This window comes from Sulfitobacter sp. KMM 9851, assembly GCF_057178245.1.
Genome location: NZ_CM169991.1, coordinates 3,001,984 through 3,013,929, shown reverse-complemented (window position 1 = coordinate 3,013,929; position 11,946 = coordinate 3,001,984). Strand labels below are relative to the sequence as shown.

Genomic DNA, 11,946 nt, shown 5'->3' with positions numbered 1-11,946 from the left:
GGGCGGATGATCATGCGAAAGGGCAAAAGCATGGGCGCGACTGCGATGGATCTGACAGGCAAGTTGCTGGTGGCGATGCCGGGCATGGGTGATCCGCGCTTTGCCCATTCGGTGATCTTTCTGACAGCCCATTCCGATCAGGGCGCGATGGGACTGATGGTCAACAAACCTGCCCCGGAACTGCGCCTGTCGGATGTGCTGGATCAGCTGACCGAGGGCACGGCTCCAAAGGCGCGGGGGCTGGGGGTACACTTTGGTGGGCCGGTCGAAACCGGGCGCGGGTTCGTGCTGCATTCCGATGAATACCGGTCGGCAATTGAAACATTGGCGATCGGCAATGGCTTTGCCCTGACCGCGACCCTGGATATTCTCGAGGATATAGCAGCAGGTCAGGGACCACAGCAGGCGATGCTGATGCTGGGTTATGCAGGTTGGGGGCCGGAGCAACTGGAAGACGAGATTGCCCAGAATGGCTGGCTGATTTGCCCCGCGACGCCGGAATTGGTTTTCGATGTAACGGATGGCAAGAAATGGGGCGCGGCGCTGAAATCCATTGGCATTGATCCACTGGGCCTCTCTGCCGTCGCCGGGCGCGCCTAGCGGGGGGCCGCCGCGCGGGTCAATCGGTCATTGATGGCGCGGCCCAGACCGTGATCGGGGATCGGTGCCACCGCGATGGGGCGCCCGGTCGCATCCAGCCTGTGCAGGTGATCAAACAGGTTCGCCGCCGCCTCGACCAGATCACCGGAGGCGGAAAGGTTAAGATCACAGTCCATATGGCCAAACCCCAACAACACCTCGCCCGGCTCGGCATTCTGCGCGTTCAACCGCACGGCCGCACCCGGCGCGTAATGTGACGCCAACTGCCCAGGTGCGATGATGTCGTGGCCGCTGACGGTCTTTAGGGGATGGCCAAGGGCCGCCTCGATCGCCTCTTGCGGCAATCCGCCCGCGCGCAGCAGGCTGGGGGCGTCGTCGGTCAGCCCGATGATGGTGCTTTCCAATCCAACGGTGCAAGGGCCATCATCCAGCACGGCCGCGATCCGGCCTGACAGCGCGGCCAGCACATGCGCCGCCGAGGTGGCGCTGATCTTGCCGGAGGGGTTGGCCGAAGGGGCGGCAATCGGCCCGTCGAACGCCCGCAAAAGTGCCTGTGCCGTGGGATGTGCGGGCAGGCGGATGGCGAGGCTGGGCAGCCCGGCGGTGACCAGCGACGACAGCCCGTGCCCGTCGCGCAGCGGCAGCACCAGCGTCAGCGCACCGGGCCAGAAGATATCTGCCAGGCGGTCTGCGGTATCGGACCACACCACATGGCGTTGCGCCGCCGCGATATCAGGCAGGTGCACGATAAGGGGGTTGAAACTGGGGCGGCCCTTGGCCTCATAGATTGCGGCCACCGCCTGACCGTTGCGCGCGTCAGCCCCAAGCCCGTAAACCGTCTCCGTCGGCAGCGCGACCAGCGCACCGGCCCGCAGCAGGTCGGCGGCGCGGGCGATGCCGGTGGGCGTGGGCAGCAGGGTCTGGGTGTCTTGGTTCATCTTGGGCCTCGTGACGCCGCGTTTGGGTTGCGCAGGGGGGTGGGGGCATTTCATGCTGGTCCCAATGCCCCACCGCCTTTATCAGGGCTGCGGCAGGCTTGCCAGATCAGCCAGTCCTTCAGGAGGATATCAAATGCCCTACCGCGCTGCCGTGGATGATTACAGTTTTCTGATCGAGGAGGTGCTGGATTTTGCCGCTCTGCGCAAAACCGAACGGTTTGGCGATGCTACAGATGATCTGACCCAAGCGATCCTGACAGAGGCCGCGCGGCTATGCGACGATGTACTGGCCCCCTTGCAACGCGGCGGTGATCTGCACCCTGCACGACTGGAAAACGGCGTCGTGCGCACCTCGCCGGGCTATGCCGAAGGGTTCAAGGCGATTGCTCAGGGTGGCTGGATCGGCATGTCGGCGGACCCGGAATATGGCGGCATGGGCCTGCCGATGACCCTGACCAGCGCGGTCAACGAAATGATGAGCGGCGCTTGCCTGTCGCTGCAATTGGCCCCGTTGATGAGCCAGGGCCAGATCGAAGCGCTGGAGCATCATGCCAGCGACGCGATCAAGGACCTGTACCTGCCCAAGCTGATCAGCGGCGAATGGACAGGCACCATGAACCTTACCGAACCGCAAGCCGGATCGGACGTCGGCGCGCTGTCATCCAAGGCCGAGGATAAGGGCGATGGCACCTACGCCGTCAGCGGACAAAAGATTTACATCTCTTGGGGCGATAATGATTTCGCGGGTAACATTTGCCATCTGGTTCTGGCCCGCCTGCCTGGTGCGCCGGCCGGGACCAAGGGGATCAGCCTGTTTCTGGTGCCCAAATTCCTGCCCGACGAAAACGGCGAACCTGGCCCGCGCAATGCGCTGAATGTCGTCAGTCTTGAGCATAAAATGGGCCTGCACGGCTCGCCCACCGCTGTTATGCAGTATGACGCTGCCACCGGCTGGCTGATCGGGCGCGAAGGCGGCGGCATGGCCGCGATGTTCACCATGATGAACAACGCACGGCTGGGCGTGGGCGAACAGGGGATCGGGGCGGCTGAGGGCGCGTATCAACTGGCGCTGAGCTTTGCGCTGGAGCGTAAACAGGGCCGCGCGCTGACTGAAGGCGGCACCGGCACCATCGTCGATCACGCTGATGTGCGCCGCATGTTGCTGAGCATGAAGGCTGATATCTTTGCGGCGCGGGCCATCGCGCTAAGCTGTGCCTATGCCAGCGATATGGCGCGGGCGGAGGCGGGCCAACATTGGCAAGCGCGCGCGGCGTTTCTGACTCCGATTACCAAGGCATTCGGCACCGATACCGGCATCGCGGTGGCGGAAATGGGCGTGCAGGTGCACGGCGGCATGGGCTTTATCGAAGAAACCGGCGCCGCACAGTTCAGCCGCGATGTGCGGGTGACGGCAATCTACGAAGGGACCAACGGCATTCAGGCGATGGATCTGGTGGGCCGCAAAATGATGGATGGCGGCGACGCGGCCAACCGCCTGCTGGACGAGATACAGGCCGACAGCGAGGCGGCGCGCGATACATTTCCCCGCATGACCGACGCGCTGTGGCAGGCCAGCGAGACCCTGCGCGAGGCAACCGACTGGATGGTCGCGCAGACTGAGATGAACAACCGATTTGCGGGTGCGGTGCCCTATTTACGTGCTTTTGCACGCGTCTTGGGTGGACATCTGCACCTCAAAGCGGCCATTGCAGAGAAGAACGCAGGCAATATCGGCGGCGTGCGCGAGAAAATGGCCCGGTTCTATATGCAGCGGTTGCTGCCGGAACATGCCGGTCTTTTGGTTCACGCGCAGGCGGGCGACGACGCGCTGTATGATGTGACCATTGCTGAATTGGGGGGCTGATGCCTGATACGATCCGCGTGAAAGCACCCGAGGGGCTGCGCTACCCTTGGGAGGAGGTGCCCGCACGGGGCGAAGCGATCGAAGTGGCCCCCGGCGTGTTGTGGCTGCGCCTGCCGTTGCCGATGAAACTGGACCATGTGAATGTCTATGCGCTGGACGAGGGCGATCATTGGACGGTGATCGACACCGGATTTGCCAGCAACAAAAGCCGCGAGATTTGGCGCGAGATCATGGCGGGGCCGCTGGGGGGCAAACCGGTGGGCCGTGTGGTGGTGACACATCATCACCCCGATCACATCGGACTGGCGGGCTGGTTTCAGACCGAATTTGGCGCTGAATTGGTCACGACACGTACCGCGTGGCTGACGGCACGGATGCTGACGCTGGATGTGCAGGACGTGCCGGTGGCAGAATCGCTGTCGTTCTACCGCAAGTCCGGCATGGACGCCGAAATTTACGACAAACGCGCGGCTGAGCGCCCGTTCAACTTTGCCGATATCGTCGCCCCCCTGCCGCTGGGCTATACCCGTATCAGGCAGGGTGATGTGATCACCATGGGGGGGCGCGTCTGGGATGTGCATATGGGCAATGGCCACGCCCCGGAACATGCAACATTCTGGAGCCGAGACGACAATCTGGTCATCGCGGGCGACCAGATATTGCCGTCGATCAGCCCCAATGTGGGCGTATATCCCACCGAACCCATGGCCGACCCGATCGCTGAATGGCTAGAGGCCTGCGAACGGCTGGCCCTGCTGGCGCGGGCGGATCATCTGGTGCTGGGCGGTCACAAGCTGCCCTTTACCGGGCTGCCCAAGCGTATGACGCAGCTGATCGAGAATCACCACGGCGCGCTGAAACGGCTGCTGTCCCATATCGACACGCCGAAATCCGCGTCCGAATGTTTTGCGCCCCTGTTTAAACGCGCGATAGGCGAGGCGGAATATGGCCTCGCGCTGGTTGAAGCCGTGGCGCATTTGAGCCACCTTTATCAAACCGGTCTTGCCACGCGCAGTTTGCGCGCCGCAGATGGGGCGTGGGTGTACCAGCGCAAGGATTGAGCCATGAGTGACGACATCAAGACCGCCGCCGAGGCCTATGAGGCCGATGCGCTGCCACGCCTGCACGAGGTCCACAGCGATCCTGAGCGGCGCAAGGCCGGCGCTCCGGTCGCGCTCAAGGGGGTGACAGACCGACCCGTGGGCCAGAAATCTCCGGCGCAATGGGCCTATGAACGCGTCGTGCTTTACCTCAAAAATTTCGAGGAACAGCTCGACAACAACCACGAGGTCGCAATCGGGTTTACCGGCGCCGATGCCGGCGTGCTGCGCATCGAGGGCATGGGATATTTCGATCCCGATGTGATCACCTTTTACGGGTCCGACCCGGCGGGCGGTCGGGCGCAGCTGGTGCAGCACGTCAGCCAGTTGAATGTAATGTTGCGCGCCCTGCCGAAAGAAGCGAAAAATGAGCCGCCAAATCGGATCGGCTTTCGTTTGGTCGAGGATCTGGAAAGCGGCCCGGCCGATGAGGTGTGACCGTGTGCCAAAAACCTGGTTCTATCCGGCGGGGTCGGAAGGTATTTTTGGTCGAAAAAAGCGCGCGGGGCGGGATAGTTTCGCCGGCCGCATTTTGCTGTCGTGACAGGGCGGCGCGAATAGGGTAATCAGCCCGCAGTTCAAAACGTTTCAGGGAGCTTAGGTATGGCCGAACACGAACATGGCAGCATGGACATTGATACGCAGGAAAAGACATTTGACGGCTTTATGTCCTTTGTCACCCGCAGCGTCGTCGTGATTCTGGCGATTCTCGTGCTGATGGCAATCTTTGCGCGTTAAGGCGCGATTGCACCCATTTTCCAAACCGGAGGCTACCTTTCTGTGTTACGTTTGCTAGGCGCTGCGGCGGCCATCGGCCTGCTGGTGGGGTGTTCTGTTGACCAAAGTCCCGACAGCCCCCCCGAAGTGGTGGCAGCAGCCGCGTACAGCGCGCCGGGACCAAAGACGCTGACATTGCTGACGGTGGTCAACAACCGCACCGGCAGTGGGGGCCATACCGCCTTGATGGTGAATGGATCGCAGCAGGTGGTTTTCGATCCTGCCGGATCTTTCCGTGATTCCCGCGTGGTGGAACGTGGTGATGTGCTGTACGGGATGTCGCCCAACTGGGTGCAATCCTATAAATCGGCCCATGCGCGCAGCACCTTTCACGTGGTCAGTCAGGAAATCACCGTGACACCGGCACAGGCCGAGCGGGCGTTGCAACTGGTAATGACCAACGGATCGGTGCCCGGCGCCTATTGTGCAAATGCCACCAGCGGTATCTTGAAAAGCGTGCCGGGGTTTGAGGGCATCAGCCAGACGTTCTATCCGGTGAAATTGCAGGAACAATTCGCAGCTTTCCCCGGTGTCACCACCACCAAATATTATGAGAACGACGCGGGCGAAGTGATCGACGCTCAGCGTGCCTCGCAACTGGCACAGTAAACTGGCCCTGCCGGGCGGTCAGCCCAGCAGGTACAACATGCCATAAAGCGTGGCCGCGCCCGACAGGATCGCGGCAAGCACGTTCTTGGTCAGCAGGCCCACAACGAGTGTCACGGCAGCGGCAGACAGCCGCGCCGGGTCGGGCTGGCCCCCGGTGGCCGCAGGCCAGATCGCCTGTGGGGCAACCAGCGCGGGCAGGATCGCCACGGCAGTATAGCGCAGATGGCGCAGCAGCCAGGGCGGCATGGCCCGGTTGCCGACCAGTCCCGTAAAGACAAAGCGCAAGAAGAAACTGCCAATCGCCAGCCCGACAATCACGATCCAGAGGGTTGTTTTATCAATCATTTCACACCTTGGGACGCCCTGCGCCGATCCGTCATGGCTTCGACCTGCGCGCCGGCGATCATGCCGGCAATGCCAGCAATGATCAGCCCGAGTGAATAGGGAACCTGCGTTGCCAGCAGGCTTACGATCACAGCAACAACGGCGGCTACCACATGTGCCAAAGTGCGGAACATCGGTGCGATCATCGCCAGAAAAGTAATCGGGATGGCGAAATCAAGGGCCCAGCTATCCGGCACGCGGGCCCCCACCATGGCCCCGACCAGGGTAAAGAAGTACCAGAACGGCACAATCGGCGTCACCGCTCCAAAGAAATAGGCAGTGCGCTGCGGCACCGTCATCTGCGGGTCACGTTCATACTGCGCCATCGCCACGACATAAGACTGGTCCACCGTCAGATAGGCCGCCAGGGCGCGTTGCCATAACGGCGCCGCGCCGATCCAAGGGGTCAGCGACGCGGAATACATCGCCATGCGCAGGTTCACCGCCAAGGCGGATGCCAGCACAATTGCGGTGGGGGCATTTTCCTGCATCAGTTGCAGCGCGGTGAACTGCGCCGCCCCGGCGATGACAGCGACCGAAAAGGTAAGCGCTTCGATCACGCTCAACCCCGCCTCGGTTGCCAACAGGCCAAAAAGCGAGGCAAAGGGTATGATCACCAGAATAAACGGTGCCCCGTCGGCAACGCCCTTGCGATATGCGGATTTCGTGGTGGTGATGGCCATGCGATGCCCTTAGATTATCTTGGCAAGACTTAGCGTTAACCACGGGGGGATACAATTGGCCCGCGACAGCAATCTGACCGACTATCTGATCGCACCTGATCCGGGTGCCGCGCGGTTGACGCGTGCAGTGCGCGGCGTTGATCACACCGGTGCCGTGGCCGACATCAGCGTGGTCGAAGAACGCCCGCTGACGATCTTTCTCAACCGTCAGGAAATCGTGACGGCCATGACGATCGGCGATTACCCGGCCTATCTGGCGCTGGGTTTCTTGCGCAACCAGGGCATGTTGCGGGACGATGAGGATATCACCGGCGTCGACTATGACGAAGAGCTGGAGACCGTGGTTGTACGTACGTCGCGTGCCACGGACTATGAAGACAAGATGCGCCGCAAGACCCGCACCAGCGGCTGCGCCGTGGGCACAGTTTTTGGCGACATGATGGAGGGGCTGGCTGGGGTCACCCTGCCTGCCACACCGGTGCGCACGTCCTGGCTTTATGCGCTGGCGGCAAAGATCAACCGCACCCCCAGCCTGTATCTTGAGGCGGGGGCGATCCACGGTACGGTGTTATGTCAGGGCGACAGGCCGCTGGTCTATATGGAGGACGTGGGGCGACACAATGCGGTCGACAAGATCGCGGGCTGGATGCTCTCCGAGCGCGTGGTGGCAGACGACAAGATCCTCTATACCACCGGGCGGCTGACCTCAGAAATGGTGATCAAGACGGCGATGATGGGCATCCCGGTGTTGGCGTCCCGTTCGGGCTTTACCGCTTGGGGCGTGGAAATTGCCCAGCAGGTCGGGCTGACCCTGATTGGCCGGATGCGCGGCCAGCGGTTTATCTGCCTCGCCGGAGAAGACCGCCTGATCCGCGATGCCGATCCAGATTCGGTGGCGGATGAGCCGCGCAAATCTGGGCGAAAGGGCAGTGAGAAAACCACATGAAACAACCACTTGGAGTGATCTTGGCCGGGGGGCAGGCCACCCGGATGGGTGGCGGTGACAAGGGGCTGTTGCCGCTGGGGCAGGGCACGCTGCTGTCCTCAGTGCTGGACCGGCTAGACCCGCAGGTGGCGCAGATCGCGCTGAACGCCAATGGTGATGCGACGCGGTTTGCCGCACTTGGCCTGCCGGTGCTCGCCGACAGTATAGCGGGATTTGCCGGGCCTCTGGCCGGGGTGCTGGCGGGTCTGGACTGGGCGGCAGAGCAAGGCGCCGATACGATTGTGACGGCGGCGGCGGACACGCCGTTTTTCCCCTGCGATCTGGTGCCGCGCCTCTTGCTCGCCGCCGATGGCATGGCACATCCTTTGGCGTTGGCCGCGACCCCTGATGCGCAGCGCGGCACAGCACGACACCCGACCTTCGGTCTCTGGCCCGTGGCCTTGCGCCACGACCTGCGCGCGGCGCTGTCAGGCGGGTTGCGCAAGGTGGTTATGTGGACAGATCGCCACGACGGCCGGTTGGCGATGTTCCCCGACGACGACGCATTCTTTAACGTCAACACACCCGAAGATCTGGCACGGGCCGAGGCGATGTTATGAAGATATTTGGCGTAACCGGGTGGAAAAACGCGGGCAAGACTGGCCTGATGGAACGGCTGGTGGCCGAGATAACGGCGCGGGGGTTTTCCGTCTCTACGGTGAAACACGCCCACCACAGCTTTGACGTTGATCACCCCGGCAAGGACAGCCACCGCCACCGCATCGCCGGCGCGCGCGAGGTGATGCTGGCCTCGCGCGCGCGCGTCGCGTTGATGCAGGAACTGCGCGATGCCGACGAGCCGCCGCTGGAGACACTTTTGGCGCGGCTGACCCCGGTCGATCTGGTGCTGGTCGAAGGCTATAAACGCGACCGCCATCCCAAGGTTGAGGCCCATCGTGCCGCTGCTGGTAACCCATTGATTGCGCCCGATGATCCCACGATCCTGGCCGTGGCCAGTGACGTGCCGCTGACGCTAGACCGCCCGGTGTTTGATCTGGACGATACCACGGCGGTGGCGGATTTTATCCTGCGCAAGGTTGGCCTGCAAAGGGGCGCGCCCGATGCGGTGCCGCCCCTGCGCAACGATTGTTTCGCGCTGCCACCCGGCGTTCACTGGACCCCGGTGGACGAGGCGCTGGCCCTGCTGCGGGACCGTCTGCATGTGGTCACCAAAGTCGAAACGGTTGCGGTCGCCCGGGCGCTTGGCCGGGTTTGCGCGGCTGATGTGCATGCCACACGCGCCAATCCACCGCTGCCAAACACGGCCGTCGATGGCTATGGCTTTGCCGGGGGGCGCGGGCCGGGGGCCCATGTGCTGCCGCTGGTCTCGGGCCGGGCTGCCGCAGGTGATGCCCCCGGCGCGGTGCCCGGCGGCCATGCGATACGCGTGCTGACCGGTGCGGCGCTGCCCCGTGGTGTCGACACGGTGATCCTGCAAGAGGACGTGACGGTGGTGGATGGCTCCCTGCGCTTTGACGGGGCGGTAAAACAGGGTGCCAATACGCGCAAGGCCGGCGAGGATGTGCGCGCAGACCAGATCGTGCTTGCCGCTGGCACGCGCATTGGACCTGCGGAAATCGCGTTGCTGGCCGCAAGCGGTGTCGCGGCGCTGGCACTGCGCAAGCCCTTGAAGGTGGGTGTTCTTTCCACCGGGGACGAGCTGGTCGAGATGGGCGATGACGCCCGTGACGGTCAGATTTTCGACGCCAACCGCCCGATGCTGCTGGGCCTGATCGCACAGTTCGGCCACCAGCCTGTCGATCTGGGGCGCGTCGCCGATGATCGCGCGGCCCTGCGCATACGGCTGGATCAGGCGGCACAAGACGTTGATGTGATTTTGACCAGCGGCGGCGCGTCTGCGGGTGACGAAGACCATGTGTCGGCCCTGCTGACCGAGGCAGGCGCGATGCAACTTTGGCGCATCGCGGTAAAGCCGGGGCGACCGCTGGCCTTGGGCCTTTGGGACGGCGTGCCGGTCTTTGGCCTGCCGGGCAATCCGGTGGCGGCGATGGTCTGCACCTTGATATTTGCGCGGCCCGCCCTGGGTCTGTTGGCTGGCCTCGGCTGGCAGCAGGCCCAAGGGTTCGACGTGCCTGCGGCCTTCGAGAAACGTAAAAAACCCGGCCGCCGCGAATACCTGCGCGCCCGCATCCGCGACGGGCAGGCCGAGGTCTTTGCCTCCGAAGGGTCTGGCCGTATCAGCGGGCTGGCCTGGGCCGAAGGGCTGGTGGAATTGGCCGAAGATGCCCGCGACATCCGCCCCGGTGACACGGTCCGGTTCTTGCCCTACGGCAGTTTTGGGGCCTGATCTGCCCGCGCCCGCCAGGCCGACAAGGGGCCGGTGCCAAAATCGGCATCCGCTGCGTCGGGCAACAGGTGCAGCATCTCGATCGAATGGCCATCGGGGTCTTTGAAATAGACCGACAGGGCAGGCATCCAGCCTAGGACCACCGGCTCGGTTACAGGTTCGCCGTTGAAACCCAGCGGCGTGATGCCGACTTTGGTCAGCGCCGCGCATGCCGTCAACACGGCCTCATGGCTGGCGCGAAAGGCGAAATGCAACGTCATGTTCAGTGGGGCGCTGCCGCCACCCCACAGGCCCAGCATCCCGGCTTCGGGCGCGCCGACCCAGAAAAACGCGATGTTGCGCGCCGGGATTTCGGTGGCAAGCGTCAGCCCTATGCGATCGCGGTAAAAGGCGACCGAAGTTGCCAGATCGCGCACTGGAAGGTGGGTTTCAAAGATGCCACTGATACCTGTGGCGATGGGCGAAAGGGGCATTGCGTGTCTCCGCATATCAGCTTTGACACTTATCCTGCGGGCTGAACCATGGGTGAGGTAAAGCCCCTTTTTCCATCCTGCTTTTTCCGGGTCAAAAATACCCTCAGGGGGTTTGGGGGACAGCGTCCCCCAGAGACCGCAAAGCGGGCTTAATCAAAGGTCCCGGCACAGCGCCCCAGCAGCATAAAGGCGCGCGCGGTGCGTGTGTCGGCCAGCGCCGAGATTTCTCCGTCCGAGGCCGCCTTTTCGAACTCGGCAAAGGTCCGGTCGAAACGGCGCAGGAAATGATGCGCGGCGTCGCGAAAAATCGGGTCCTGCCGCATCCGAGCATTGCTCAGCGCCAGGGACGACCGATCGCGTATCCCGCCCAGCGGCGCGATTGTGCGGCCCCTGGCCCCATTGGCAAACTGCCGCCAGACTTCGGGACGGGCGCGGTCGGGGCGCAGGTCGTCCATATAGATACCGTCCTGGCTCAGCAGGGTCAGCACATCCTGTGCAGCCTGGATCAACTGTGCCGCAGCACGGTCCTTGAGCGCGCGGCGCAGCGAGGCAAATCCGACTTCGTCCTCGGCTGTTTCGGGAAAGTTCAGGGCGCGGATGAAATCATCGGTCGACAGGGGCGGGGCCATGTCGCTCGCTTGGGTTCCAAGCGCCAGCACCGGCTGGTCCTCCGGCGGGGCAAGTGCTGGTTTGACGGGGTTGCGGGCACTTTCTTCGCGGCGGCTTTGAAAAGTGGCAAGCGCTGTCTCGGTCTTGCGCGCGGCAGCTGCGATTTCATCCAGCTTACGTGCCACACTCGAATCGCCCTGTAGGTTGTGGCCCTGCTGCTGCGCGATATAGGCGTGGCGGATTGCGTCGATGGCGGCCTGCAAACGCTGGCTTTCCTCGCGCATCACGCGGCTGGCCTTTGCGGCAGTGGCCGCAACCCAGATCATCGCGACGGGCATGAAGACCGCCAGCATGGTCATCAGGAACCGCAGGCCCCCGGTGCTGTCCTCGCCCTCGGGCGTGGCTGGCGCCAGCGCCAGAAAATAGACCGCGGACCCCAGCAGCCAGACCGCGCTCAGCGTGATGGCGATGATTTCGATCTCGGAAATGCCGTCGGCTTTGGGGCGGTCATAGATGCCCAGCGGCGTGGGCCGTGCGCTGCCGCCAGCCGACGTGCGTTTCCCGCCCGCATCAGGGCGTGGATCAGAGACAGATGCAACGGGTGTGTCGGCCATGT

General features: G+C 63.4%; 14 protein-coding genes. 9 read left to right on the top strand and 5 right to left on the bottom strand.

What is annotated here, in order from left to right; translation table 11 throughout:
* The first annotated feature begins 45 nt into the window (after positions 1–45).
* Positions 46–600, top strand: coding sequence for a YqgE/AlgH family protein (locus AC1965_RS14950; RefSeq protein ID WP_483887058.1), 555 nt, complete (start codon positions 46–48; stop codon positions 598–600).
* Here the strand turns inward: AC1965_RS14950 and AC1965_RS14945 are convergent.
* A complete protein-coding gene (locus AC1965_RS14945; RefSeq protein ID WP_483884641.1) occupies positions 597–1,538 on the bottom strand; it encodes an L-threonylcarbamoyladenylate synthase in 942 nt (313 codons plus the stop codon). The two genes, AC1965_RS14950 and AC1965_RS14945, sit on opposite strands and share 4 nt — an antisense overlap.
* A gap of 133 nt (positions 1,539–1,671) precedes the next feature.
* Here AC1965_RS14945 and AC1965_RS14940 point away from each other — a divergent pair, with 133 nt between their 5' ends.
* The 5 genes from AC1965_RS14940 to AC1965_RS14920 all read left to right on the top strand — a co-directional run bounded on the left by AC1965_RS14940 (position 1,672) and on the right by AC1965_RS14920 (position 5,888).
* The gene (locus AC1965_RS14940; protein ID WP_483884640.1) at positions 1,672–3,402 is read left to right on the top strand and encodes an acyl-CoA dehydrogenase; all 1,731 of its coding nucleotides are present in this window, start codon (positions 1,672–1,674) and stop codon (positions 3,400–3,402) included.
* Positions 3,402–4,463 (top strand): MBL fold metallo-hydrolase, encoded by a 1,062-nt coding sequence (locus AC1965_RS14935; RefSeq protein WP_483884639.1) that lies wholly within the window; start codon positions 3,402–3,404, stop codon positions 4,461–4,463. Before AC1965_RS14940 ends, AC1965_RS14935 begins: the two co-directional genes overlap by 1 nt.
* A gap of 3 nt (positions 4,464–4,466) precedes the next feature.
* Positions 4,467–4,940 carry a DUF6173 family protein gene (locus AC1965_RS14930; RefSeq protein WP_483884638.1) on the top strand — a complete coding sequence of 158 codons (474 nt, stop codon included), beginning with the start codon at positions 4,467–4,469 and terminating at the stop codon, positions 4,938–4,940.
* A gap of 165 nt (positions 4,941–5,105) precedes the next feature.
* Positions 5,106–5,240, top strand: a complete 135-nt coding sequence (locus AC1965_RS14925) for an aa3-type cytochrome c oxidase subunit IV (RefSeq protein ID WP_483884637.1) — start codon at positions 5,106–5,108, stop codon at positions 5,238–5,240.
* Between the two features lie 42 nt (positions 5,241–5,282).
* Entirely contained in the window at positions 5,283–5,888 is a 606-nt protein-coding gene (locus AC1965_RS14920) for a hypothetical protein (RefSeq protein ID WP_483884636.1), read from the top strand.
* 18 nt (positions 5,889–5,906) lie between these two features.
* Here AC1965_RS14920 and AC1965_RS14915 read toward each other — a convergent pair whose 3' ends face one another.
* Positions 5,907–6,233, bottom strand: a complete 327-nt coding sequence (locus tag AC1965_RS14915; RefSeq protein ID WP_483884635.1) for an AzlD domain-containing protein — start codon at positions 6,231–6,233, stop codon at positions 5,907–5,909.
* Positions 6,230–6,955 (bottom strand): AzlC family ABC transporter permease, encoded by a 726-nt coding sequence (locus AC1965_RS14910; protein WP_483884634.1) that lies wholly within the window; start codon positions 6,953–6,955, stop codon positions 6,230–6,232. Before AC1965_RS14910 ends, AC1965_RS14915 begins: the two co-directional genes overlap by 4 nt.
* Positions 6,956–7,004: 49 nt before the next feature.
* Between AC1965_RS14910 and AC1965_RS14905 the strand changes: the two genes are divergently transcribed.
* Genes AC1965_RS14905 through AC1965_RS14895 form a run of 3 tightly spaced genes read left to right on the top strand, consistent with a single transcriptional unit; the run spans position 7,005 to position 10,248 of the window.
* The gene (locus AC1965_RS14905; RefSeq protein WP_483887057.1) at positions 7,005–7,901 is read left to right on the top strand and encodes a formate dehydrogenase accessory sulfurtransferase FdhD; all 897 of its coding nucleotides are present in this window, start codon (positions 7,005–7,007) and stop codon (positions 7,899–7,901) included.
* On the top strand, positions 7,898–8,500 hold the full coding sequence (gene mobA, locus AC1965_RS14900; protein WP_483884633.1) for a molybdenum cofactor guanylyltransferase MobA: 603 nt from the start codon (positions 7,898–7,900) through the stop codon (positions 8,498–8,500). The genes AC1965_RS14905 and mobA overlap by 4 nt, the downstream gene beginning before the upstream one ends.
* Positions 8,497–10,248: a bifunctional molybdopterin-guanine dinucleotide biosynthesis adaptor protein MobB/molybdopterin molybdotransferase MoeA gene (locus AC1965_RS14895; protein WP_483884632.1), complete on the top strand. Its 1,752-nt coding sequence runs from the start codon at positions 8,497–8,499 to the stop codon at positions 10,246–10,248. Before mobA ends, AC1965_RS14895 begins: the two co-directional genes overlap by 4 nt.
* Here AC1965_RS14895 and AC1965_RS14890 read toward each other — a convergent pair.
* Both AC1965_RS14890 and AC1965_RS14885 read right to left on the bottom strand, forming a co-directional pair.
* A complete protein-coding gene (locus tag AC1965_RS14890; protein WP_483884631.1) occupies positions 10,227–10,721 on the bottom strand; it encodes a VOC family protein in 495 nt (164 codons plus the stop codon). The genes AC1965_RS14895 and AC1965_RS14890 overlap by 22 nt on opposite strands.
* Before the next feature lie 149 nt (positions 10,722–10,870).
* The gene (locus AC1965_RS14885; RefSeq protein WP_483884630.1) at positions 10,871–11,944 is read right to left on the bottom strand and encodes a hypothetical protein; all 1,074 of its coding nucleotides are present in this window, start codon (positions 11,942–11,944) and stop codon (positions 10,871–10,873) included.
* Positions 11,945–11,946: the final 2 nt, after the last annotated feature.